This window comes from Pseudomonas sp. IT-P395 (genome assembly GCF_949767675.1).
Classification (GTDB): domain Bacteria; phylum Pseudomonadota; class Gammaproteobacteria; order Pseudomonadales; family Pseudomonadaceae; genus Aquipseudomonas.
In genome coordinates this window covers 156,778-182,249 of sequence record NZ_CATKPW010000058.1, presented here as the reverse complement: position 1 = coordinate 182,249, position 25,472 = coordinate 156,778, and the positions used below count along the sequence as shown (strand labels likewise).

Annotated in this window: 23 protein-coding genes; all 23 read left to right on the top strand. The window is 54.9% G+C overall.

The window, feature by feature from the left end:
- Positions 1-114: 114 nt before the first annotated feature.
- Entirely contained in the window at positions 115-1,200 is a 1,086-nt protein-coding gene (serC, locus tag ACM6IN_RS24550) for a 3-phosphoserine/phosphohydroxythreonine transaminase (RefSeq protein ID WP_007908403.1), read from the top strand.
- Positions 1,200-2,294 carry a prephenate dehydratase gene (gene pheA, locus ACM6IN_RS24545; RefSeq protein ID WP_007908404.1) on the top strand — a complete coding sequence of 365 codons (1,095 nt, stop codon included), beginning with the start codon at positions 1,200-1,202 and terminating at the stop codon, positions 2,292-2,294. The genes serC and pheA overlap by 1 nt, the downstream gene beginning before the upstream one ends.
- A gap of 13 nt (positions 2,295-2,307) precedes the next feature.
- On the top strand, positions 2,308-3,420 hold the full coding sequence (gene hisC, locus ACM6IN_RS24540; RefSeq protein ID WP_007908418.1) for a histidinol-phosphate transaminase: 1,113 nt from the start codon (positions 2,308-2,310) through the stop codon (positions 3,418-3,420).
- A 28-nt stretch (positions 3,421-3,448) separates the two neighbouring features.
- Positions 3,449-5,656, top strand: coding sequence for a bifunctional prephenate dehydrogenase/3-phosphoshikimate 1-carboxyvinyltransferase (locus ACM6IN_RS24535; RefSeq protein ID WP_414916882.1), 2,208 nt, complete (start codon positions 3,449-3,451; stop codon positions 5,654-5,656).
- Positions 5,653-6,342 carry a (d)CMP kinase gene (gene cmk, locus ACM6IN_RS24530; protein ID WP_007908422.1) on the top strand — a complete coding sequence of 230 codons (690 nt, stop codon included), beginning with the start codon at positions 5,653-5,655 and terminating at the stop codon, positions 6,340-6,342. Before ACM6IN_RS24535 ends, cmk begins: the two co-directional genes overlap by 4 nt.
- Positions 6,343-6,461: 119 nt before the next feature.
- Complete coding sequence (gene rpsA, locus ACM6IN_RS24525; protein ID WP_123375503.1) at positions 6,462-8,150, top strand: 30S ribosomal protein S1; 1,689 nt, start codon at positions 6,462-6,464, stop codon at positions 8,148-8,150.
- Positions 8,151-8,354: 204 nt separating this feature from the next.
- Positions 8,355-8,633, top strand: coding sequence for a hypothetical protein (locus ACM6IN_RS24520; RefSeq protein WP_095112916.1), 279 nt, complete (start codon positions 8,355-8,357; stop codon positions 8,631-8,633).
- 152 nt (positions 8,634-8,785) lie between these two features.
- A complete protein-coding gene (ihfB, locus tag ACM6IN_RS24515) occupies positions 8,786-9,082 on the top strand; it encodes an integration host factor subunit beta (protein ID WP_003189779.1) in 297 nt (98 codons plus the stop codon).
- A 27-nt stretch (positions 9,083-9,109) separates the two neighbouring features.
- On the top strand, positions 9,110-9,349 hold the full coding sequence (locus tag ACM6IN_RS24510) for a LapA family protein (RefSeq protein WP_007908448.1): 240 nt from the start codon (positions 9,110-9,112) through the stop codon (positions 9,347-9,349).
- A gap of 224 nt (positions 9,350-9,573) precedes the next feature.
- Positions 9,574-10,650, top strand: coding sequence for a dTDP-glucose 4,6-dehydratase (rfbB, locus tag ACM6IN_RS24505; protein WP_176472320.1), 1,077 nt, complete (start codon positions 9,574-9,576; stop codon positions 10,648-10,650).
- Positions 10,647-11,540, top strand: coding sequence for a dTDP-4-dehydrorhamnose reductase (rfbD, locus tag ACM6IN_RS24500; RefSeq protein ID WP_414916843.1), 894 nt, complete (start codon positions 10,647-10,649; stop codon positions 11,538-11,540). Before rfbB ends, rfbD begins: the two co-directional genes overlap by 4 nt.
- Positions 11,537-12,427 carry a glucose-1-phosphate thymidylyltransferase RfbA gene (gene rfbA, locus ACM6IN_RS24495; RefSeq protein ID WP_007908453.1) on the top strand — a complete coding sequence of 297 codons (891 nt, stop codon included), beginning with the start codon at positions 11,537-11,539 and terminating at the stop codon, positions 12,425-12,427. The genes rfbD and rfbA overlap by 4 nt, the downstream gene beginning before the upstream one ends.
- A gap of 55 nt (positions 12,428-12,482) precedes the next feature.
- Entirely contained in the window at positions 12,483-13,403 is a 921-nt protein-coding gene (locus ACM6IN_RS24490; RefSeq protein WP_414916842.1) for a glycosyltransferase, read from the top strand.
- 178 nt (positions 13,404-13,581) lie between these two features.
- Positions 13,582-14,571, top strand: a complete 990-nt coding sequence (locus tag ACM6IN_RS24485; protein ID WP_007908457.1) for a glycosyltransferase family 2 protein — start codon at positions 13,582-13,584, stop codon at positions 14,569-14,571.
- Between the two features lie 54 nt (positions 14,572-14,625).
- The gene (locus ACM6IN_RS24480) at positions 14,626-15,444 is read left to right on the top strand and encodes an ABC transporter permease (RefSeq protein WP_007908460.1); all 819 of its coding nucleotides are present in this window, start codon (positions 14,626-14,628) and stop codon (positions 15,442-15,444) included.
- The gene (locus ACM6IN_RS24475) at positions 15,434-16,759 is read left to right on the top strand and encodes an ABC transporter ATP-binding protein (RefSeq protein ID WP_123375507.1); all 1,326 of its coding nucleotides are present in this window, start codon (positions 15,434-15,436) and stop codon (positions 16,757-16,759) included. The genes ACM6IN_RS24480 and ACM6IN_RS24475 overlap by 11 nt, the downstream gene beginning before the upstream one ends.
- Before the next feature lie 146 nt (positions 16,760-16,905).
- Positions 16,906-18,033 (top strand): sulfotransferase family protein, encoded by a 1,128-nt coding sequence (locus ACM6IN_RS24470; protein WP_414916841.1) that lies wholly within the window; start codon positions 16,906-16,908, stop codon positions 18,031-18,033.
- 1 nt (position 18,034) lies between these two features.
- Complete coding sequence (locus tag ACM6IN_RS24465; protein ID WP_414916840.1) at positions 18,035-19,093, top strand: glycosyltransferase family 2 protein; 1,059 nt, start codon at positions 18,035-18,037, stop codon at positions 19,091-19,093.
- A gap of 117 nt (positions 19,094-19,210) precedes the next feature.
- Complete coding sequence (locus ACM6IN_RS24460) at positions 19,211-19,666, top strand: hypothetical protein (RefSeq protein ID WP_123375509.1); 456 nt, start codon at positions 19,211-19,213, stop codon at positions 19,664-19,666.
- Between the two features lie 17 nt (positions 19,667-19,683).
- Complete coding sequence (locus ACM6IN_RS24455; RefSeq protein WP_123375510.1) at positions 19,684-20,832, top strand: acyltransferase family protein; 1,149 nt, start codon at positions 19,684-19,686, stop codon at positions 20,830-20,832.
- An 8-nt stretch (positions 20,833-20,840) separates the two neighbouring features.
- Positions 20,841-23,048, top strand: a complete 2,208-nt coding sequence (locus ACM6IN_RS24450; RefSeq protein WP_414916839.1) for a glycosyltransferase family 4 protein — start codon at positions 20,841-20,843, stop codon at positions 23,046-23,048.
- Positions 23,049-23,142: 94 nt separating this feature from the next.
- Positions 23,143-24,075, top strand: coding sequence for an NAD-dependent epimerase/dehydratase family protein (locus ACM6IN_RS24445; RefSeq protein WP_123375511.1), 933 nt, complete (start codon positions 23,143-23,145; stop codon positions 24,073-24,075).
- A 48-nt stretch (positions 24,076-24,123) separates the two neighbouring features.
- A complete protein-coding gene (locus ACM6IN_RS24440; protein WP_123375512.1) occupies positions 24,124-25,470 on the top strand; it encodes a glycosyltransferase in 1,347 nt (448 codons plus the stop codon).
- Positions 25,471-25,472: the final 2 nt, after the last annotated feature.

Here is a 25,472-nt window from a genome sequence, read left to right as displayed (position 1 = left end):
TGTTATTTGTCCGGTATGAATTTCCCCTGTAGGAGTTGCCGAAGGCTGCTACAGAGGTAGGCCTATCAGATTTACAGATTTTTTGTGTATCACCAAGTCAGAGCGAGATTGGATGTGAGCAAGCGAGCCTATAACTTCTGCGCCGGTCCTGCGGCGCTTCCTGAAGCTGTCCTGCAGCGCGCCCAGGGTGAACTCCTTGATTGGCATGGCAAGGGTCTGTCGGTCATGGAAATGAGCCATCGCAGCGATGAGTTCGTGTCCATCGCCACCCAGGCCGAGCAGGATCTGCGTGACCTGCTGAATATCCCGTCGAACTATAAAGTGCTGTTTCTGCAAGGTGGCGCCAGCCAGCAATTCGCGCAGATCCCACTGAACCTGCTGCCTGAAGGCGGTTCTGCCGACTATATCGACACCGGTATCTGGTCGCAGAAAGCCATTGAAGAAGCTTCGCGCTACGGCCACGTCAATGTTGCCGCCACCGCCAAGCCATACGACTATTTCGCTATCCCGGGCCAGAACGAGTGGAAGCTGTCGAAAGACGCCGCTTATGTTCACTACGCGCCGAACGAAACCATCGGTGGTCTGGAATTCCAGTGGATTCCTGAAGTCGGTGATGTACCGCTGGTAGCCGACATGTCTTCGGACATCCTCTCGCGCCCGGTCGATATCTCGCGTTTCGGCATGATCTACGCCGGCGCACAGAAGAACATCGGCCCGAGCGGTATTGTGGTCAACATCATCCGCGAAGACCTGCTCGGCAAGGCGCGCGCGCTGTGCCCGACCATGCTCGACTACAAAGTCGCAGCGGATAACGGCTCGATGTACAACACCCCGCCGACCCTGGCCTGGTACCTGTCCGGCCTGGTGTTCCAGTGGCTGAAAGAGCAGGGCGGTGTCGAAGCGATCGCCAAGCTCAACGACGTCAAACAGCGCACGCTGTACGACTTCATCGACGCCAGCGGCCTCTACAGCAACCCGATCAACAAATCGGATCGCTCGTGGATGAACGTGCCGTTCCGTCTGGCCGATGATCGTCTGGACAAGCCGTTCCTCGTCGGTGCCGAAGAGCGCGGCTTGCTCAATCTGAAGGGCCACCGCTCCGTGGGCGGCATGCGCGCCTCCATCTACAACGCCGTCGACATCACCGCGGTTAATGCGCTGGTGGCGTACATGGCTGAATTCGAGAAGGAACACGGCTGATGTCCGAGCAAGAACTCAAGGCGCTGCGCGTTCGCATTGACGCTCTGGACACCAAAGTCATGGAGCTGATCAGTGAGCGTGCGCGTTGCGCCCAGGAAGTCGCGCGAGTAAAGATGGCCTCGCTGGCCGAAGGCGAAGTGCCGGTGTTCTATCGTCCTGAGCGCGAAGCTCAGGTGCTCAAGCGGGTGATGGAGCGCAATCAGGGGCCGCTGGGCAACGAAGAGATGGCGCGGTTGTTCCGTGAAATCATGTCGTCGTGCCTGGCGCTGGAGCAGCCACTGAAAGTGGCTTATCTCGGTCCTGAAGGCACCTTCACCCAAGCCGCAGCGATGAAACACTTCGGTCACGCGGTGATCAGCAAGCCGATGGCGGCGATCGACGAAGTGTTTCGTGAGGTGGCGGCCGGTGCGGTGAATTTTGGCGTGGTGCCGGTGGAAAACTCCACCGAAGGCGCGGTCAACCACACGCTGGACAGCTTCCTCGAACACGACATGGTGATCTGTGGCGAAGTCGAGCTGCGCATTCACCATCACCTGTTGGTCGGTGAAAATACCAAGACCGACAGCATCAGCCGCATCTATTCCCACGCGCAATCGCTGGCCCAGTGCCGCAAGTGGCTGGACGCGCATTACCCGAATGTCGAGCGCGTGGCGGTGTCGAGCAATGCCGAAGCGGCCAAGCGGGTTAAAGGCGAGTGGAATTCGGCGGCGATTGCCGGCGACATGGCGGCAGGGCTGTATGGCCTGACGCGTCTGGCCGAGAAGATCGAAGACCGTCCCGACAACTCGACGCGCTTCCTGATGATCGGTAACCAGGAAGTGCCGCCGACCGGCGACGACAAGACTTCGATCATCGTGTCGATGAGCAACAAGCCCGGCGCGCTCCATGAGTTGCTGGTGCCGTTCCACGACAACGGGATCGACCTGACCCGTATCGAAACCCGTCCGTCGCGCAGTGGCAAATGGACCTACGTGTTCTTCATCGACTTCGTCGGCCATCACCGTGATCCGTTGATCAAAGGTGTATTGGAAAAGATCAGTCAGGAAGCAGTAGCACTCAAAGTGCTGGGTTCCTACCCGAAAGCAGTTCTCTAAGGGGCGGTAGCAAATGAGTGGCAACTTCCTCGCTCTGGCACAGCCGGGCGTGCAACAACTTTCGCCGTACGTTCCAGGCAAGCCTGTGGACGAACTGGCGCGCGAGCTGGACCTGGATCCGGCAAAAATCGTCAAACTGGCGAGCAACGAAAACCCGCTGGGTGCCAGTCCGAAAGCCTTGGCGGCGATCCGCGAAGAGCTGGCCGAGTTGACGCGTTACCCGGACGGCAACGGTTTCGCGCTGAAATCCCTGCTGGCCGAGCAATGCCGCGTCGAGCTGAATCAGGTCACGCTGGGCAACGGTTCCAACGACATTCTTGAACTGGTCGCGCGCGCCTATCTGGCGCCGGGTCTGAATGCCGTGTTCAGTGAGCATGCTTTCGCTGTGTACCCGATTGCCACCCAGGCAGTCGGCGCCCAAGCCAAAGTGGTGCCGGCGAAAGATTGGGGGCATGACCTGCCTGCAATGCTCGCGGCCATCGATGCCAACACCCGTGTGGTGTTTATCGCCAACCCGAACAACCCGACCGGTACCTGGTTCGGTGCTGAAGCGCTGGACGAGTTCCTGCAGGACGTTCCGGAGCATGTGCTGGTGGTGCTGGACGAGGCTTACATCGAGTACGCCGAAGGCAGCGATCTGCCGGACGGTCTGGATTTCCTCGCCGCTTACCCGAATCTGCTGGTCTCGCGCACCTTCTCCAAAGCCTATGGCCTGGCGGCATTGCGCGTTGGCTACGGTCTGTCGACTGCGGTTGTGGCTGACGTGCTGAACCGCGTTCGCCAGCCGTTCAACGTCAACAGTCTGGCCCTCGCGGCAGCCTGCGCAGCGCTGAAGGATGAGGAATATCTGGCGCAAAGCCGTCAGCTCAATGAGTCGGGTATGCAGCAGTTGCAGGCCGGCTTCCGTGAGCTGGGGCTGAGCTGGATCGAATCCAAAGGCAATTTCATCTGCGTCGACCTCGGTCAGGTCGCGGCTCCGGTGTTCCAGGGCTTGCTGCGCGAAGGCGTGATCGTGCGTCCGGTAGCCAACTACGGCATGCCGAACCACCTGCGGGTGACCATCGGTCTGCCGGCGGAAAACAGCCGCTTCCTCGAAGCGCTGCGCAAGGTTCTGGCTCGTGGGTGATGTCACTGCACTGCAATCTGCTGCACCTATGATCGGTCGCCTTGTGGTGGTCGGTCTGGGGTTGATCGGTGGTTCGTTTGCCAAAGGCTTGCGTGAAAGCGGTATCTGCCGCGAAGTGGTCGGGGTCGATCTCGACCCGCAGTCGCGCAAGTTGGCGGTTGAGTTAGGCGTTGTGGATCGCTGTGAAGATGACTTGGCAACCGCATGCCAGGGCGCTGACGTGATTCAGTTGGCGGTGCCGATTCTGGCCATGGAGAAAGTGCTCGCGCGGTTGGCGAACATGGATCTGGGCTCGGCGATTCTGACCGATGTCGGCAGCGCCAAAGGCAATGTGGTGCGCGCGGCGACCGAAGCGTTTGGCGCTATGCCGCCGCGATTCGTTCCGGGTCATCCGATTGCCGGTTCCGAGCAGAGCGGGGTGGAAGCCTCCAATGCCGAACTGTTCCGTCGCCACAAAGTCATTCTCACGCCGCTTGAGCAAACCGATCCGGCGGCGCTGGCTGTGGTTGATCGTCTGTGGCGCGAATTGGGCGCCGACGTCGAGCACATGCAGGTCGAGCGTCACGATGAAGTGCTGGCCGCGACCAGTCATCTGCCGCATCTGCTGGCCTTCGGTCTGGTCGATTCGTTGGCCAAGCGCAATGAAAATCTTGAGATCTTCCGTTACGCTGCGGGCGGTTTCCGCGATTTCACAAGAATCGCCGGAAGCGACCCGGTGATGTGGCACGACATCTTCCTCGCCAACCGCGAGGCTGTCCTGCGCACACTCGATACATTTCGCAGCGACCTCGACGCCTTGCGCGACGCGGTCGATGCAGGGGATGGGCACCAATTGTTGGGCGTTTTCACTCGCGCCCGGGTTGCCCGCGAGCATTTCAGTAAAATCCTGGCCCGCAGGGCCTATGTGGACGCTATGAATTCCAACGATCTGATCTTCCTGGCTCAACCTGGTGGCCGCCTGTCCGGTCGGATTCGCGTACCGGGTGACAAATCGATTTCCCACCGCTCGATCATGCTCGGCTCGCTGGCCGAAGGCGTCACCGAAGTCGAAGGCTTCCTCGAGGGCGAAGATGCTCTGGCGACCTTACAGGCATTCCGCGACATGGGCGTGGTCATCGAAGGCCCGCACCACGGCCGCGTGACCATCCACGGTGTCGGCCTGCATGGCTTGAAACCTGCGCCGGGCCCGATCTATCTGGGCAACTCCGGCACTTCGATGCGTTTGCTGTCCGGCCTGCTGGCTGCGCAGAACTTCGATAGCGTTTTGACTGGCGATGCCTCGCTGTCCAAGCGTCCGATGAATCGCGTGGCCAATCCACTGCGTGAAATGGGCGCCGTGATTGAAACCGCTGCTGAAGGTCGTCCACCGATGACCATTCGTGGCGGACACAAGCTCAAAGGCCTGACTTACACCATGCCGATGGCCAGTGCTCAGGTGAAGTCCTGCCTGCTGCTCGCCGGTCTGTACGCTGAAGGCAAGACCACCGTGACCGAGCCGGCTCCGACTCGCGACCACACCGAGCGCATGCTGCGTGGTTTCGGTTATCCGGTGAGTGTTGATGGCGCTACGGCATCGGTCGAGTCCGGCGGCAAGCTGGCTGCAACCCACATTGAAGTGCCGGGCGACATCTCGTCGTCGGCATTCTTCCTTGTAGCGGCCTCGATCGCCGAAGGTTCCGAGCTGGTGCTTGAGCACGTCGGCATCAACCCGACCCGCACTGGCGTGATCGACATCCTGCGCCTGATGGGCGCGGACATCACTCTGGAAAACCAGCGTGAAGTCGGCGGCGAGCCGGTGGCTGACCTGCGCGTGCGAGCAGCTAAACTCAAAGGTATCGAGATTCCTGAAGCGCTGGTTCCACTGGCGATCGACGAATTCCCGGTGTTGTTCGTCGCCGCTGCCTGTGCCGAAGGGCGCACCGTGCTGACCGGCGCCGAAGAGCTGCGGGTCAAGGAATCGGATCGCATTCAGGTCATGGCAGACGGTTTGCTGGCGCTGGGCGTCAAATGCCAGCCGACTCCGGACGGCATCATCATCGACGGCGGCCAGATTGGCGGCGGCGAAGTGCATGGTCATGGCGATCACCGTATCGCGATGGCATTCAGTGTGGCGTCGCTGCGCGCTACTGCACCGATCCGCATCCATGATTGCGCCAACGTCGCGACGTCGTTCCCGAACTTCCTCGCACTGTGCGGGCAGGTCGGTATTCGTGTGGCACAAGAGGCTCAGTCGTGAAATACATTGCACCGGTCATCACCATTGATGGGCCAAGCGGCTCGGGCAAAGGCACCGTAGCCGGGATTCTGGCCAAGCGTCTGGGCTGGAACCTGCTGGATTCCGGTGCGTTGTACCGCTTGCTGGCATTTGCTGCGCACAACCACGGTGTGGATCTGACCAATGAAGAGCTGCTGAAGAAACTCGCCGCTCATCTGGATGTTCAGTTCATTGCGGCGACCGATGGTCAGTTGCAACGGATCATTCTGGAAGGCGACGAAGTCAGCGATGTCATTCGCACCGAAAGCGTCGGTTCCGGCGCTTCGCAAGTGGCGGCATTGCCGGCCGTACGCGAGGCACTGCTGCAGCGCCAGCGTGCTTTTCAGGAGGCGCCGGGTCTGGTGGCCGATGGTCGCGACATGGGCACGGTGGTTTTTCCTGATGCGCCGCTGAAGATTTTCCTGACCGCCAGTGCCGAGGAGAGGGCGCGCCGTCGATATTTGCAGTTGAAGGGCAAAGTCGAGGGTGTTAGTCTGTCGAGTCTGCTAGATGAGATCCGTGCACGCGACGAGCGTGACACCCAGCGAGCGGTAGCCCCGCTTAAGCCGGCGGCTGACGCCATACAGCTGGATTCCACGGAGTTGTCCATCGATCAGGTGCTTGAACGCATCATGAGCGAGATCGCCATTCGCGATATCGCCGGGTGACCAAGAAGGCGGCAGGGGACCAGTCATAGTCCTGCAGCGCTTCTTTTTAATGAAACTAACCCACACCGTCTGGGGTGTGGAGATGGGCGTATCCTTCGCCCTCATTTACAGGAATTAAAATGAGCGAAAGCTTTGCGGAACTCTTTGAAGAAAGCCTAAAAACCCTGAACCTTCAGGCAGGCTCCATCATCACCGGTGTTATCGTTGATATCGATTACCAGGCTCGCTGGGTAACCGTTCACGCTGGCCTGAAGTCTGAAGCACTCATCCCGCTTGAGCAGTTCTACAACGACGCTGGCGATCTGACTATCAATGTCGGTGACGAAGTTCACGTTGCTCTGGACTCGGTTGAAGACGGTTTCGGTGAAACCAAGCTGTCCCGTGAAAAAGCCAAGCGCGCTGAGTGCTGGATCGTTCTGGAAGCGGCCTTCGCAGCTGAGGAAGTGGTCAAGGGCGTTATCAACGGTAAGGTTAAAGGCGGCTTCACTGTCGACGTTAACGGCATCCGTGCGTTCCTGCCAGGTTCCCTGGTTGACGTCCGTCCAGTGCGCGACACCACGCACCTGGAAGGCAAAGAGCTGGAATTCAAGGTCATCAAGCTGGACCAGAAGCGCAACAACGTTGTCGTTTCCCGTCGCAGCGTCCTGGAAGCCGAGAACTCCGCCGAGCGTGAAGCTCTGCTGGAATCCCTGCAGGAAGGCCAGCAAGTCAAAGGTATCGTCAAAAACCTCACCGATTACGGCGCATTCGTCGATCTGGGTGGCGTGGACGGCCTTCTGCACATCACCGACATGGCCTGGAAGCGCATCAAACATCCTTCCGAGATCGTCAACGTTGGTGACGAAATCGACGTCAAGGTTCTGAAATACGATCGCGAACGCAACCGTGTTTCCCTGGGCCTGAAGCAACTGGGCGAAGATCCATGGGTTGCTATCAAAGCCCGTTACCCAGAAAGCACTCGCGTTACCGCTCGTGTAACCAACCTGACCGACTACGGCTGCTTCGCTGAGCTGGAAGAAGGCGTTGAAGGTCTGGTACACGTTTCGGAAATGGACTGGACCAACAAGAACATCCACCCTTCGAAAGTCGTACAAGTCGGCGACGAAGTGGAAGTTATGGTTCTGGACATCGACGAAGAGCGTCGTCGTATCTCCCTGGGCATCAAGCAGTGCAAATCTAACCCATGGGAAGATTTCTCTGGCCAGTTCAACAAGGGCGATAAAATCTCCGGCACCATCAAGTCGATCACCGATTTCGGTATCTTCATTGGTCTGGACGGCGGCATCGACGGTCTGGTTCACCTGTCCGACATCTCTTGGAACGAAGTTGGCGAAGAAGCTGTTCGTCGTTTCAAGAAAGGCGACGAGCTGGACACCGTTATCCTGTCGGTTGACCCAGAGCGCGAGCGTATCTCCCTGGGTATCAAGCAACTGGAAAGCGATCCGTTCTCCGAGTACGTCTCGGTTAACGACAAAGGCGCAATCGTTACTGGCACCGTGAAAGAAGTTGACGCCAAAGGCGCCATCATCGTTCTGGCCGACGATATCGAAGCGACTCTGAAAGCCTCCGAAATCAGCCGTGACCGCGTTGAAGACGCGCGCAACGTTCTGAAAGAAGGCCAGGAAGTAGAAGCCAAGATCATCAGCGTTGATCGTAAGAGCCGTGTAATTCAGCTGTCGATCAAATCGAAAGACGATGCTGAAGAGAAAGAAGCTATCCAGAGCCTGAAAACTGCTCCGGAAGGTGAAGCTGCTGACACCACCATGGCTGGCCTGCTGCGCCAAGCAATGGCGGCCAAACAGAACTAAGTTCTGATTGATCGTAAAAAAGGGCGACTTCGGTCGCCCTTTTTTGTGCCTGCGATTTAGTGCTCACGGTTTGTGTGAGGGGTTTGGTGAAACCAATCTTGCTTCCGGGTGGTCTGTTTCTTTAATCGGATCAATCGCCTATTCACGACTAAGCTTGGTCTTAAGCGTGTAGTCGTCGGGCAGTTGCCTGGCATAAGGAAGTGGATGAACAAGTTTATTGTCCTCATGGCTGTACTGGTTCTGGCTGGCTGTACGACCAGTGCCAAGACCCATGCTGTGCGTGGTGTCAGTGGTATAGAGGTCGACTGCTCTGGGTTGGGTTCTGGCTGGGAGAAATGTCAGAAGCGTGCGGCAAAGGAGTGCAAGGGGGCGGGGTACAAGGTGATCACCCGATCGGATGATGCCAAGGATGAAGATGAGTTTCCTTTTGGCTTCAATCCGGCGGGCTACTTGACGCGAACCATGCTGGTGATATGTCGTTAAGCATGCCGTGCCCTGTTTGTTGCTGTGATGCCCTGAAAACGGGCGTTTCGACGCGGTGGAAGATATGTCAATCCCTGGGCTGTTCAAAATCTTCCGGGCGTGCTAAAACCTTTCAAGCGCTGATCTAGCTGCTTGAAAAAGAAGGGAAAAATATGACGAAGTCGGAGTTGATCGAACGAATTGTCACCCATCAAGGGCTGCTCTCATCCAAGGATGTGGAGCTGGCCATCAAGACCATGCTTGAGCAAATGTCCCAGTGCCTTGCCACCGGTGATCGCATCGAGATCCGTGGGTTTGGCAGTTTCTCCCTGCACTACCGTGCGCCGCGCGTCGGTCGTAACCCGAAGACCGGCCAATCCGTCAGTCTTGACGGTAAATTCGTTCCGCATTTCAAGCCGGGCAAAGAGTTGCGTGATCGGGTGAATGAGGAAGAGGAGGAGGGGGTTTGACAGTCGCTATCTCTCAAGGGGTTCCTCATGCGTAACCTTAAGCGCATATTTCTTGGCGTTTTTATTCTTTTACTGATTCTGGTGGTTCTAGCGTTTGTGCTCGAAAACCAGCAATCGGTATCGTTATTGTTTCTAGGTTTGAGCGGGCCGCAGTTGCCAGTTTCACTGATCGTAGTCTTGGCGTTGCTGATTGGTATGTTGATGGGGCCAGTGCTCGGTTGGTTTTTGGGGCGCTCCTCCAGAGCGGCGCGCAAACGCCTTGTCTGAAAGCGGCAGGTGCAGGGCGTCTGTCGAAATTGCGCCTCTCCCTGTTTATATCCATTAGTAAAACGTTCGTTAAGCTGTAAAATGCAGCCCTTGTTCGACAATGCTTTATTGCGCGTCGATTCAGACTGACTTTGACGGAAGCCTCATGTTTGGTGGCTTCTGCATTCATGGATTAGACAGTGCTCGTTGATGGCGCTGTCCGCAGCTCAAGGGTATGGTTCCGCGTGAAAATTCTAGTAACCGGCGGCGCCGGGTTTATCGGCTCGGCAGTCATCCGTCACATCATCGCCAACACCACCGATTCTGTCGTTAACGTCGATAAACTGACTTACGCCGGCAATCTGGAGTCGCTGGCCGAGGTTAGTCAAGACGAGCGTTACGCATTCGAACGCGTTGATATCTGTGATCGCGAGCAGGTTGATCGTGTTCTGCGTGAGCACCAGCCGGATGCGATCATGCATCTTGCCGCTGAGTCCCATGTTGATCGCTCGATCTCGGGCCCGTCCGAGTTCATTCAGACCAATATCATCGGTACTTACACTTTGCTCGAGTCCGCACGCCACTATTGGTCGGCGCTGGACGATACCCGCAAGAGCAACTTCCGCTTCCACCATATCTCCACTGACGAAGTGTATGGTGATCTTGAAGGCCCGGAAGATCTGTTCACCGAGACTACGCCTTACCAGCCAAGCTCGCCATACTCGGCCAGCAAGGCCAGTTCCGATCACCTGGTTCGTGCCTGGGCTCGCACCTATGGTTTGCCAACATTGGTCACCAATTGCTCGAACAACTACGGCCCTTGCCACTTCCCCGAGAAACTGATCCCGCTCATCATTCTCAATGCGCTGGAAGGCAAGCCGCTGCCGGTTTATGGCAAAGGTAATCAGGTTCGCGACTGGCTTTATGTAGAAGACCATGCTCGTGCGCTGTACAAGGTCGTGACCGAGGGTGTTATCGGCGAGACCTACAACATTGGTGGTCATAACGAAAAGCAGAACATCGAAGTGGTCCATACACTTTGCGCCCTGCTTGACGAACTGCGTCCGGATTCTGCACATCGCCCGCATGCCAGTCTGATCACCTATGTCCAGGATCGCCCGGGCCATGATCAGCGTTACGCAATCGATGCCAGCAAGATCCAGCGTGAGCTGGGCTGGACGCCTGAAGAAACCTTCGAAACGGGTATTCGCAAGACCGTCGAGTGGTATCTGACCAACACCGAATGGGTAGAGCACGTGAAGAGCGGCAGCTACCAGCAGTGGATCGATCAGAACTACGCGGATCGATCGAACAAGGCATGAAGATCCTTCTTCTAGGAAAGGATGGTCAGGTGGGATGGGAGTTGCAACGCTCCCTCCGGCCGCTTGGCGAATTGATCGCACTGGGTCGGCATGGCGTTGACGGGTTGTCTGGTGACTTGACCGACCTGGCGGCCTTGCGCGAGACAATCCGCAAGGTCCAGCCTGACGTGATCGTCAATGCGGCAGCTTACAATGCCGTCGACACTGCCGAGTCCGAGCCAGATCAGGCTAATCTGGTGAATGCGCAAGCTATCCAGGTTCTTGCCGACGAAGCTCGTGAAGTGGGTGCCTGGTTGGTCCACTACTCGACTGATTACGTGTTTGACGGTCAGGGGCAAGTGCCCTGGCTGGAAGGCGACGAGCCGCAGCCGCTGAATCGCTACGGCGAAAGCAAGTTGGCAGGGGAGCGCGCCGTCCAGGTCTCCGGTTGCCGTTACTTGCTGTTTCGTACCAGTTGGGTTTACAGCGCTCGTGGCGGCAACTTCGCCAAGACCATGCTGCGTCTGGGTAAAGAGCGCGAAAAGCTCAATGTCATCGTTGATCAGGTGGGAGCGCCGACAGGTGCCGATCTGATTGCGGATATAACCGCACTGGCGCTGCAGCAAGCGCTCAAGCGCCCGGAGCTGTCCGGTTTGTATCATCTGGCGGCCGCTGGGGAAGTGTCATGGTACGGCTATGCTTGTCATGTGCTGGATTTTGCCAAGGCCAATGGCGAGTCGCTTGCCGTACAGGCAATTGAACCCATTGAGGCAACGGCTTATCCAACTGCCGCACGTCGACCGTTGAACTCGCGCTTGAATACACAAAAGCTGCGCGACAATTTTTCTCTACACTTGCCGGATTGGCAAAGTGGTGTAACTCGAATGCTTAGGGAAGTTCTGAACAAATGACCACCAATAATCGTAAAGGCATCATCCTCGCCGGCGGTTCGGGCACTCGCCTGCATCCGCTGACCCTCGGCGTGTCGAAGCAGATGCTGCCGATTTACGACAAACCGATGATTTTCTACCCGCTTTCGGTACTGATGCTTGCCGGCATGCGCGAGATCCTGATCATCTCCACGCCGGAAGATCTGCCGAACTTCCGCAAATTGCTGGGTGATGGCAGCCTTTACGGTATCGAGCTGACTTATGCCGAGCAGCCGAGCCCGGATGGACTTGCACAAGCGTTCATCATCGGTGAAGAGTTCATCGGCAAGGACCCTTGCTGCCTGATCCTGGGTGACAACATCTTCTACGGCCAGCACTTCTCGGACAATCTGCGCTCCGCCAACGAGCAGAAGAGTGGCGCCACTGTGTTTGGTTATCACGTTTCCGATCCGGAGCGTTTTGGCGTGGTCGAGTTCGACGCGACAGGCCGTGCCCTGAGCATCGAAGAAAAGCCGTTGAAGCCGAAATCCAACTACGCGGTGACCGGTCTGTATTTCTACGATAACGAGGTCGTGGAAATCGCCAAGAATATCAAGCCGTCGGAGCGAGGCGAGCTGGAAATCACTGATGTGAACAGCGCCTACCTCAATAAGAAGTCGCTGAATGTCGAAATGCTCGGCCGTGGCTTCGCGTGGCTGGATACCGGTACCCATGACTCCTTGTTGGAAGCCAGTCACTTCGTTCACACCATCGAGCAGCGTCAAGGCTTGAAAGTAGCGTGCCTCGAAGAAATTGCTTACCACAATGGCTGGATAACAGCAGAGCAGCTGGGTTCTCAGGCAAATGCCTTGAAGAAAACCGGTTACGGTCAGTACCTGCAAAAACTGCTGGACTCGCCTTCTCGCTGATTCGAAAGCCTCGCGCTTTCAATCGGTGGGTTCAATCGCTGCTAGCAGGAATGGCATGCCAGTAAAACATCCCAAGATTGCGGTTTTGCTGGCTGCCTACAATGGCATGCAGTGGATCGAGGAGCAGGTAGCCTCGATCCTCGGTCAGCAGTCCGTCGATGTCACTATTCATATCAGCGTTGATTTGTCCGATGACGGCACCGAGGCCTGGTGCAAAGCTCTCGGAGAGGTCGACAGTCGCGTGATTCTTTTGCCTCCTGCCGGGCGTTTTGGTGGTGCGGCGCGCAATTTTTTTCGTTTGATTCGAGATGTTGATCTGCACGATTACGATGCTGTGTCGTTTGCAGATCAGGATGATATCTGGGAGTCCGACAAGCTGCTGCGCGCTACACAAGCCATTACCTCGCACGGAGTCGATGCCTACTCCAGCAATGTCACGGCTTTCTGGCCGGATGGCAAGACGATCCTGCTCGACAAGAGTCAGCCACAAGTTGCCTGGGACTTTCTGTTCGAGGCGGCGGGGCCTGGCTGTACTTACGTGTTGAGCCCCGCGCTTGCCCGGTCACTGCGCCAACAGGTCATTCAGGATTGGGAGCAACTGCAGCAAGTCAGTTTGCATGACTGGTATTGCTATGCGTTCGCTCGCAGCCATGGCTTCAAATGGTTCATCGATTCGCGGCCGAGCATGCTTTATCGGCAGCATGAGAGTAACCAGGTAGGCGCCAATACCGGGTTGACATCACTGTTTCAACGCTATGTCACCATCCATGAAGGCTGGTGGTTCAAGCAAGTTCAGGCCATCGCGCTGCTTGTCGGGGCGGATAAAAATCCCTTCGTCAGCAGCTGGCTGCCTCTGCGGCGGCGTGATTTGCTGCGGTTATCCGTCAGGGGCGGGCAGTGCCGTCGGCGGCCGCGTGACAAGTTTCTGTTTTTTTTCGTCTGCTGGCTGACTGCTGTCGTTGGCAGGAAGTCCTGATCGAGGCTGGAACGGGTTTTGCGATTTTGCTTCGCCTGCTCGAAGCCCAACAACCGGAGATGAAAGTTCTCTATAATCGCCCGCTTCATGAAGGGAACGAATGGAGCCGATACCGCCGAAGCACTGGATATGATTCCTCAGGCTTCCGACCGGCGTTTTAATTGCAGTGGAGCATACAGTGTCAAGCCCCTTATCAGCGGATTCCGCGAACTCCGGCCTGAGTGTCGATACAGTCGAAGTGCCGGAGCTGGATGAGTCTGTCGCGATATTGCTGTGCTCGTATAACGGAGAGCGATTTCTTTCCGAGCAATTGAGCTCCATTGAGCAGCAGCAACATGCGCAGTGGCGTCTGTTCGTCTCAGATGACGGATCGTCCGACTCAACACTGGAGATTCTCAAGTCGTTTCAGGCGCGTATGGGGGAGCAGAAAGTGACGTTGCTTTCCGGCCCTCGAACGGGGTTCGCCGACAACTTCATGTCGGTGACCTGTCTGGAAAATATCAGTGCTGATTTTTACGCATGGTCCGACCAGGATGATGTCTGGGCGGCCGATAAGCTCAGCGCTGCGTTGACGCGGCTACGTCAGGTACCCGTTGGCGTTCCTGCGCTGTATGCCTCCCGGACGACGGTGGTCAATGAGTCCGGTGTCGAAGTGGGGATGACCCCCGGATATTGCCGCGACTTCAGCTTCCCCAATGCGCTCGTACAGAATGTCGCCGCCGGAAACACGATGGTTTTCAATCGCGCGGCGCATGAGCTATTGAAGGCGGGGCCGGCTCGGGGCATTGTCGCCCATGACTGGTGGGCCTATATGCTGGTGACCGGTGCCGGCGGGCAGTTTCATTTCGATCAGGTGCCGCATCTTTTCTATCGGCAGCACGAAACGAATTCGATAGGCGCCAATGCGGGGTTCATGGCCGCCCTGACGCGTATCCGAAAAATGTTTCAGGGACGTTTGCGGCGCTGGATCGATCAGAACATCGACCACCTGGAGGTGGTTGAACATCTTCTGACCGAACAGAACCGCAAGGTGTTGAGCCGGTTCAAGAGCGCTCGCAATCGGGGCTTGGCTGGACGCATCACCGGGATATGGCGCTCGGGTATTTACCGCCAGACGCTCCTTGGAAATCTGGGGCTTGCAGTAGCGATCATTTTCAAAGGAATTTGATGATGAATGTTGTGAAAAGGGTTTGAAAATGATTTTTTTTGAGGTCGCAGGTTAATGCAGAAGTTTTCAGCGGCGCCTGGCGTCATGTTCTCCAGTGTCTGGCGCAATCGCGCACTTATCGTTGCTTTGATCAAGCGCGAAGTCATCGGTCGCTACCGCGGCTCCTTTATGGGCATTCTCTGGTCGTTCTTCAATCCGATCGTGATGCTGGCGATCTACACATTCGTGTTCAGCTTCATCTTCAATTCACGCTGGGCGGGGGCTGGTGATTCAAAAGCCGAGTTCGCGTTGATCCTGTTCGCCGGCCTGATGGTTTTCAACCTGTTCGCAGAGTGTGTCACCCGCGCGCCCAATCTGATCATTTCAAATGCCAACTACGTGAAGAAGGTCGTGTTTCCGCTGGAAATACTGCCGTGCGTAATCGCCGGCTCTTCCTTGTTCCATGCGTTGGTCAGCCTGATTGTGTGGTTGCTGGCTTACTGCGTGTTTTTTGGCATGCCGCCGCTCACATTGTTTTACCTGCCGCTGGTCATAGCGCCTCTGGTGCTGATCATCCTGGGTCTGTCATGGGGGTTGGCCGCCATCGGTGTTTACATGCGAGATGTCGCGCATTTCATTGGCCTGGTGACCAGCGGTCTGATGTTCCTCGCGCCGATTTTCTACCCTGCGACGGCAGTGCCGGAGGAGTATCGGCATCTGCTTTTGCTCAACCCGCTCACCGTGGCCGTGGAGAACGTGAGGGCCGTACTGTTTTTCGGGCAGCAGCCTGATTGGCAGGCGCTCGGCATCTACGCATGCATAGCGATTGCAGTGGCTTACCTGGGGTTTGCCTTCTTCCAGAAGACTAGAAAGGGGTTCGCCGATGTCCTCTGAAATCGCGATCAAGCTGCAGAATGTCAGCAAGTGTTATCACATTTACGACAAGCCACGCGATCGCCTCATGCAGATGGTCGCTGGTCAGCGCAAACAATACTATCGAGAGTTCTGGGCACTCAGGGACGTCTCGTTCGAAATCAAGAAAGGCGAGACTGTCGGTATTGTCGGCCGTAACGGCAGCGGCAAGTCGACATTGCTCCAGGTCATCTGCGGTACGTTGAACCAGACCGTCGGTGATGTTCAGACTCTGGGCCGGATCGGCGCACTGCTTGAGCTCGGCTCCGGATTCAACCCGGAGTTCACCGGGCACGAGAACGTCTACATGAACGCCGCGATTCTCGGCCTCAGTCGTGCGGAAGTGGATGAGCGCTACGACGACATTGCGGCATTTGCCGACATTGGCGAGTTCATCCATCAGCCGGTCAAGACGTATTCCAGCGGCATGATCGTGCGTCTGGCGTTTGCCGTTCAGGCGATGGTCGACCCGGACATCCTGATTGTCGATGAGGCGCTGGCGGTCGGTGATGAGCGCTTCCAGCGCAAGTGTTTCGCCAGGCTCGATGAGTTGAAGGCGAAGGGCACTTCGATTCTGTTCGTCTCCCACTCGGGACCGCAGGTTGTCGAGCTGTGTGATCGGGCGATTTTGATGGAGCGCGGTGAGCGCGTCTGTACCGGATCGCCGATGGAGGTGGTGCGGGCTTATCAAAAGCTGATCTACGCACCAGCCGAAGAGCAGCCTCGATTGATCGAGGAATTCCGCGCAATTGGTACGGACAAGATTGCTGTCGAAACGACCCCGCTGGAAGCTGAGCAGGATGCTCCGGCGCAAGACCAGTACTTCGATGCCGGAATGGTGCCTGAGTCGACTACGGTCTACCCCGAACAAGGTGCTCGAATCGACGCGTTCGAGGTGTTCGATAAAGAAGGACGTCGTTGTAATGTCCTGAAGGCCGGCGGCGAATACGATATCGTCATGCGGGGCAACCTCACTGACGCGGTTTCGCGGGTTTTCTTTGCGATGCATATCCGCACGGTGTCGGGCGTCGTGATTACCGGTCAGCGTTTCCCCGATGAAGGGAAATATTTTGACTGTGAAGGCGCTGAGCGCGAGTTTCGAGTCACGTTCAGCTGCAAGATGGTGATGCTCCCCGGCGTATACTTCGTCGGTGGGGGCGTGTGGTCGGAGAGCGAGCCAACCCTGTGCCATCGGATTCTGGATGCTTCGATGTTCAGGGTGGTGTCGGATCAGGGGGCGAGGTCGTTTGGTTATATGGATGTTTCGGTCGATGAGCCCGCACTTGAATTGCTCTGAACATCAAAAAATTTCCCAGTTCGCGTATGTTGCGCTGAAGAGCTGGCTAATTCACGTTGAAGAACACCGGGCGCTCGGGTTGGCACAGTCTGGTGTCGATAAAGTTTCCGTTCGCGAGATAAGATATGAAGCCTGAGAGGACGGTGATGACAAACAGTAGTGAAGAAAGTTTACTGGATTATTTTTCGTGGAATAGCTGCGTTTCGGATAAGCAGAAGTTGTTCTACGTCGCCACTCCAAAGGTGGCTTGCACGTCTCTGAAATGGTGGTTTGCGGAGCTTGAGGGCGTCGCCCAGGCCGTTAGAGAGAAGAAAATTAGTTCAGAGACCGATCCGGAACTTGTCATCCACGATACGCTGCTGGCCGTAGCTCCGAATCTTCTGGTTCGTTCCGAAGAGCGGCTGGCTCAGGTCATAAGTGAAGGTTATTTTAGCTTTGCGTTGGTAAGAAATCCCTACAAAAGGCTGTTTTCTGCCTGGCAATCGAAAATCTTGCTGCGCGAGCCACTGCAGATTGAACCTTACGTTAGTCAAGCTTTTCTGGACTGCCCGGTTAAGGTCATGTCTGACGTGACAGCTGCGTTCGAGTGCTTTCTCGAGTACTTGTATGCGCATGAGCGTGAGGGGTTCAAGGATTCACACTGGACACCACAGTACGATTTGCTCCAGCCGCTGAATTTCTCTTACGACTTCATTTCCAAAATTGAAGACACTTCAGAGCTTAACGCCGCGCTTCGTAGTCATCTCGGCGATGCTTACGTCAACCCGTTCACGACGGCCAGAGCAAATGAAAGCCTTATTCCTTACCTTCCGGAGTTCATAAGTCCTCGTTCCAAAGCCTTGATAGACGACCTCTACGCGAAGGATTTTGAAGCGTTCGGTTATCCGACGACAGTCGCACCGGCGAAAGAGAATTTTTCTCAAGAACAGTTGACGGTGGCGCTCAAGGGCGTCGAGTTGCTGCACGGTCGACATCAGCGAATCAGTGAAATTCGCCAGACTTTCACAGAACAGGTGTCCAGCTTGTTAGTCGACAAGCAATGGCTTGCCGAGCAGCGTGAGACCTGGATGGAGATGGCAAAGAGCAAAGAGAACGAACTCTTGGATCTTCAAGCGCATCACAAAGAATTTGTGGACCAAGCTGAATTGCAGTGGGTCAAGTCTCAGCAACTTCAGGCTGAAAACGAAAAATTGCAGCATGCTCTCGAGCAGGCCCAAACAGAGGTCGCGGCGCCTGCCTCAGAGCATGTTATTGAAAAGGGCAAAGGGGATTAAGGTGGCGAAGGTTTCAGTTGTACTCACTTCCTATAATCACGATAAGTTCATTGGGCAGGCAATTGATTCTGTTCTCAATCAAACTTACAGTGATTGGGAACTCATTGTCGTTGATGATGTATCGCCAGATGACTCTTGGGCGGTTATCGAAAGTTATAATGACCCCCGGATCATCAAGATCCGAAATGATCGGACGCGCCGTTATATTTACAATATCAACCGTGCGATTCAGTCCCAAAGCACCGGTGAATACATCGCGATCCATCACTCGGATGATGCCTGGGCACTGGAAAAACTTGAAAAGCAAGTGGCTGTGCTTGATTCCAATCCGCACATAGGGGCAGTTTTTACCCATGTGCAATGCATCGATGAAAGTAATCAGGCGCTGTCTATCGATTGGTTCAATCAGCCGAACAAAAGCCGAACGGCCTGGTTGCGAGCACTGTTTTTCAACGAGAACCGTTTGTGCCATCCGAGTGTGTTGGTTCGGCGCAGTGCCTATGAGCAGGCTGATCTTTACAAGTGCGCCCATGCTCAAATTGATGACGCTGAGTTGTGGACTCGCCTGCTAAAGAAGTCGGACATTCACGTCATTCAGGAAAAGCTGACACTGCACAGGATCTTCTCCGATCAATCCAATGCGAGTGGCGACCGACCAGACCGGCGGGCTCGCTTGAAGCTGGAATGGCATTTGCAGAAGCAGCATTATGTCGATTTGCCGCAGGCGGATATTCTTGAGATCTTCCCGGAGGCCGCTAAGTGGGTTACGCCTCAGGGGGCGAATAATGAGTTTCTGGTGGCAATGGTCGCGATTCATGCCGGTCCTTGCCCGGGTACGCGATTGTTTGGTATCGAACTGCTCTATGAACTGATGACCTGCGCGGAAACTCAGGAACAGATTGAGACGTTGCACGGCTTTAACTATCTGGACTTCATCGGCCTTACCGGAAAGGAGGATTTTTTCGGTGAGGGTTCCGGACCCTTGCAGCCTCCTGTGACTGCAATTACGGGATGGCGCGGCTTCGTGAGCAAGGCTCTACGCAAAATAGGTATTTTGTAAAGTTGTTGGCCCGGCTGCTGCAGGCCGGGTGCGGCGTCGGAACCAGCGATGGCTCTTGAGGTAACGTCAAGGGTATTGCTGGTTTTGTTTGCGTATTTCAAAAGATTGAGGCGCTGAGTGAAGATTGATCTGAAAATTTTAGGCTCCGTTTGTATATTTGTCTGCCTGGCTGCAGCTGTTTTGTATTTCACACGCTGGATGGACGTCAAGGCGCCTGTAGCAAATATCACTTCCGTTGCTGTTTCTGATCAGTTGCAGATTGAGATTGTCAGCAACGCATTGCAGTTGGAATTGAAGGGCTGTGATGTCGCCCAGGTCGCCGATAATTTCTTTGTTCATATCTATCCGCTAGATGCGTCGAAAGCGGGGGCAGAAGGCTTTATAAACAAAGACTTCAATTTGACTGGCTTAAAGCGGTTATCCAAAGAGACGCGGTCGGGTGTGACCTATTGTCGTTATGTGGTTGCATTTGGCTCAGTGGCCGTTGACAGGATTGAACTGGGTCAGTTCAGGGCTCCCGAGGGAAAGTGCTGCGAAATACTCTGGAACAGGCAAGTAAACTTTAATAAATAGTTTTTGGTGTTATTGAAATGAGCACAACTGTTGCGGATTCCAATCGTTCTTTCGGACTTGACGTTTGTCGGACGCTCGCCTGCTTACTTGTCGTATTCGGCCACATGCTGGGGCATTCGTTGCCCAGCCCGATACTGTCAAATTTCGCATTTCTTGCCATATTTGGTGTTGATCTGTTCTTTTGCCTCAGTGGTTTTTTGATCGGCAGGATTCTGCTGAAAGAAGCCGCTAACTGGAATGTGTCCAGAACCAGTGGGCTTACCAATTTTTGGTATCGTCGCTGGATGCGTACTTTGCCACTTTACGTCTTCTTCTTTTTTGTTTCCTTAAAGTTTGACTGGCAAGGGGCGACCACTTTTTCTGAACAGTTTCGCTATCTGTTTTTTGCTCAGAATTTTGCTTGGCCCATGACGGATTTCTATCGTTTGTCCTGGAGCCTAGCAGTGGAAGAGTGGTTTTATTACACCTTTCCGCTGTTGATTTTGCTCGTGATCGGCTTTGGTGCGGATGTCAAGCGAGCAGCCATGGTTACAATCGTCGTTTTTATGGTCGTGCCATTCCTGGCGCGAATCGGGTTGCCTATCGAGTCGGTCAGATATGATGACGCCCGCTATGTTGTCCTCTATCGCCTGGACGCCATAGGCTTCGGTGTACTGGCGGCGTATATCTATACGTGGCACAAGCCAATGTTTGAGCGCATTGCCAAGCATTGGTATATCCCGCTGGCAGTTGTGATAGGGATTATTGTTTCGACCAAAATGGGGGCGCCTTGGTTGTTGAATGGCAAGGTTCTTCAGTCGCTGTTTTTCACCTGTTCGGCGATATTTTTTGCAGCCTTGATTCCAGCATTCTTCAGCTTGCGTCCTTACCGCTGGGGCTGGGTCAACCGCTTTGTAAATTTCACGAGTCTGGTTTCGTATTCGATCTACCTCGGGCATATTTTTGCGTTCACGATGGTGATTGCAGTGCTCAATCGTTTCGGATTACACGAGGCTGTCTACAATAATCCTTGGATCGTATATCCGATATTTACGATTTGTGTCTACTTGCTTGCCTACTCTACTTATCGTCTCATCGAAAAACCGTTCCTTAAACTTCGCGATATCGATGGAACGTCGTTAGTGAAATTCTTTAAAAGTCTCCAGCGCCTCGGTACAGGGAAGTAGGTCTCGTAATGCAAAACTCAACAGCTCCCGATTTTCCCAGCTACCGTGGCACGGTTGCAATGGCGAAGAATTACCAAGCAGCATTGGCTGATGGTGCGCAAGATGCTTCTGTACTTGTCGTTAGTGCGATAGATGATCGCGCTTGTGACTTGTCCGATGTTTATGAGTCATTGTGCGCTCAAACATTTCAAGGTTGGAACTGGCTTGTATCTTACGACGATGCGCTGGGTCATCAACTGAGTCGTGACCTCGTCACAGCACTTGCAGGCGATAAGCGGGTATCCCTGCGGCCCCATGCCGAATGTCGGTCTGCAAGTGCATCGTGGAAGTCGTTTGATTATGTGGTGCTTGTGGATGCCAAGACACAACTGGCAGCTACCTTTATCGAAAAGGCTTTATGGTGTCTGGTATCTAATCCGGAATTCTCCTTTTGCAATTCTTTAGGAGTGATACCGGGGAGGAAGGGCGGACTGATCAGTCAGAATCTAAACCAAGGCAAATATCACCTCGATAATACTCAGCCAAAAGTCAGAGGGATGGTTTTTCGTAAAGCGCACCTTCTTGAGTCTTTTACTGATGTAGCAAGCCTGGCCGATGGCCGTGACCCGACAGAAATGCTGTCGCGATTGGCAGAGGCTGGTCATTGGGGCTACACCATCCCTGAATGTTTGCAGTGGTGCGCAGTTTCGGCTGTCGAAAGCGAAGTGGAAACTGATGTTGCAAGAGCAAGTAAGCCGGTCCCACAGGTTAATCGGCGCTATCCTTCAGCTTATGAAACATTGCCGGTGGAGTTTCCGTTTCATAATGCATTGAAGCCAAACGCCAATGGCAGAAGGGTAATGGTCCTTTTGCCGTGGATGGTGGAAGGTGGGGCTGATCGGGTCAGTATTGACCTCATCCAAGGAATGGTTGCCAATGGGGTGGATGTCACGGTGTGTGCCACTCTTGAAGCAGATCACCGTTGGCTTGGCAAGTTTGCCGAGTTGACTCGCGATATTTTCATTCTGCCAAATATTTTGTCGCCGTCTGACTTTCCGCGCTTCATCTTGTACCTGATCGAGTCGCGAAGCATCGACACCGTTCTGATCACCGGCAGTACGCTGGGCTATCAGCTTCTTCCGTATCTGCGTAGTGCTGCACCGGATACCGCGTTCGTTGATTTATGCCATACCGAAGAGATGAATTGGCTTAACGGTGGGCATCCACGATTTGCGGTGGGCTATCAGGACGCGCTCGATCTGAACGTGGTGAGTACGGGCCATCTCTCAAAATGGATGGCGGGCCTGGGAGCGGACCAAGACAAGATCCGGGTCATGTATACCGGGATCAAGTCTCGGCCAGTATCGCTGTCCGAAGAGAAACGTGTTGCGGTATTGCGTGGTTTCGAACTGGATGAAAATGCGCTGACCATCATTTTTGCCGGTCGTATGTGTGATCAGAAGCGACCGCTGAAACTTGCTGAAATTTTTCATGCGGCAAAGCAGAAAGGCATCCGTTTCAATGCGCTTGTCATTGGTGAAGGGGAGTTGCGTCCTGCGTTCGAAACCTTGATCTCTGACTACGACCTTAAGGCCGAGTTGCGGATTCTGGGCGCCAAATCTCACGCCGATTGGCTGTCCCTTCTGGCGGTATCGGACATCTTGTTGATGCCATCCGAATATGAGGGGATTTCCGTGGCTCTCCTTGAATCCATGGCGGCGGGAGTAGTGCCGGTCGTGGCGGATGTTGGCGGCCAGGATGAACTGGTAGGCGAAGATACTGGCTATCTGATCCCGCATGGCGAAGATGAAGTGGAGCAATACGTGAGTGTCATTCAGGCGCTTGCTGCTGATCCCGTCGGTCGTCGTAACAAAGCACAGGCGTGCATGAAACTGATCGAGCGGAGCTACACCGCTGAAGCAACAAATCGTCAGTGGCTTGAAATCCTGGATGAGGCGCATGTTCGCAGAGATGGCTCAGCCCAGCCTTTCATGCCGTTGGGCCTGGCGAAGGAATTAGCCACGACTGCACTGGAAAACAGACGTGTCACGTCCTATCTTGATCATCTGTATGCGACGCACTGTCTGACTAACAATGCGCAAACCGAGATTTCATATAATCTCGGAATTGTTAATTTGTTGATTGCTAAAGTTCGTCAATACCGTATTGCGAAGTTTATATTTGACAGGCCTTTTATCAAGAAAGCTCTAAGAAGGCTAAAACTGACTGTTTCTTGACGTATTTTGGCTTTCGTGTTAATTTTTTTGTCTTTTTTGTTGACTGATTTATGTCAGTTTTTTGCAGTAGTTTCGATGTCAGTCGAGAGTTTTTATGAAAATTACGGTATTTGGCGGCGGCGGCTTTATCGGATCGACTATTGTTGATCGCTTGTTGCAGGACGGGCATTCGATCCGAGTGTTCGAGCGTCCGCGAGTGGGGGAGTATCGTAAGTTCTTGCCCAATGAATCCGTCGAATGGATGACAGGCGATTTGTCGTCCACCAGTGATATAAACAAGGCAGTAGAAGGTGCCGATGTTGTTTTTCATCTGGTCTCCACCACGCTGCCGAAAAGCTCGAATGAAGATCCGGTCTACGATGTCCAGAGCAATGTCGTTGCAAGTTTGCAGCTGCTCAATGCAATGGTTGCGCACAAGGTTGGCAGAATCGTTTTCATTTCTTCCGGAGGCACTGTCTATGGCGCTCCGAAGTACCTGCCGATCGATGAAAAACACCCGACAGATCCAGAAGTTTCTTATGGCATCACCAAGCTGACCATCGAGAAATATCTGCAAATGTACAACCATCTGTATGGCATCAAGCCTGTCGTTCTGCGGGTCGCCAACCCTTACGGCGAGCGTCAGCGCGTGGAGACTGCGCAGGGCGCGGTGGGTGTGTTCATCCATAACGTTCTGAAGGGCTTGCCGATCGAGATTTGGGGTGATGGTAGCGTCGAGCGCGATTTCCTGCATGTCAGCGATGTGGCCGAGGCGTTCGCCAAGGCGGCTACCTACTCGGGTAGCGCCAGTGTCTTCAATATCAGTTCCGGCGTGGGTACCAGCCTGAACAGTCTCATGTCGATGATCGAAGAAGTCAGCGGTGAGCCGGTTGCCCGTAACTACAAGCCTGGCCGTTCTTTCGATGTGCCAGTGAGTGTGCTGAGCAACGATCTGGCGCGCGACGAACTGGGCTGGGAGCCCAAGGTTTCGATGAAGGAAGGGATCGTGCGAACTTTCGAGTGGGCCAAGAACGAACAGCAGAAGTGAGGGTGGTCGGGTGAGTTACCGTCTGCTCGGTGTCAGCGTTGGTTGCAAATGAAGGTTCTGCTCACGGTTCATCAGTTTTTCCCGGAGTTTTCTGCGGGTACTGAGGTTTTGACGCTGTCCGTTGCCCGCGTATTGAAAACCCTTGGCCATGAGGTCAGGATTTTTACGGGCTATCCGGCTACCGAAGCGCTCGCGGACAGTGAGCGCTTCGATCAATATAGTTACGACTCGATTCTGGTTGATCGTTTTCGGCACGCCTATGTGCCCATGGGCGATCAAACTTCAAAAATCGAGATCGGTTATGACAACCATCTGGCCGCTGACTTTTTCGGGCATTTGCTGGAAGAGTTCAAGCCGGATGTCGTGCATTTCTTTCACCTCAATCGTCTCGGCACCGGCCTGATCGAAAAAGCGGTCGCTGCCGGTGTGCCTGCGTATTACACGCCAACCGACTTCTGGAGTATTTGTCCTACCGGGCAGTTGCTGCGTTGTGGTGGGCGGGCATGTGCGGGGCCAAGTACGGATGCGGGGAACTGTGTCGTGCATTTTGCTGCAAGTCAGTTGCCTGAGCGCATTGGCAGGCTGGCGACCGCGGTTCCGGATGTCATCAGCGATTTGCTCGTGCGCATTGCTCGCTCGCCTCGGCTGCCAGCGGGTTCCCTGGTCCGCGAGGTGCGCGCATTGCATGGTCGTCTTGAGCGTAATGTCGGGCGGCTGAATATGCTCCAGGGCATCATCGCCCCCAACCAGATGATCGAAACGCTGCTGACCCGTAATGGCGTGCGCCCAGATATCGTGGTCAAGTCGTCCTACGGCATCAATCTTGATCAGCCAGTTGTGGTGCGAGATCGAGCGCGGCGTGAGCGCCCATTGGTCTTGGGATTCATTGGTACGCTCGCTTCACACAAAGGCTGCCATGTGCTTTTGGAGGCGTTGCAGCAGTTTTCTTCACGCGATGTGCGACTGAGAATTTACGGCAAGCAGACGGAATTTCCCGACTATGTAGCCGGCTTGCATCGGCTGGCGGATGGCAATGAAGCCGTTACGTTTTGCGGCACTTTCGCCAACGAAGACATATTCGATGTATTGGGTGGGCTGGACGCACTGATAGTGCCATCTGTCTGGAATGAAAATACGCCACTGGTCGTCTATTCGGCACAGGCTGCCGGTTGCCCGGTTGTGGCTTCCGATGTACCCGGAATCGCTGAGGCCGTGACCCATGATTTCAATGGATTGCTGTTTGAACCAGGCAGCGTGTTGGGCCTTGAAAGCGCATTGAAACGTCTGCTTGCCGAGGAGGGTTTATTGGCAAAGCTGTCGTCGAATTCCACGCCTCCAAAATCCGTTGCTGTTTATGTAAATGAGTTGTTACAGAGATGGACGTTATCCAAGTAACA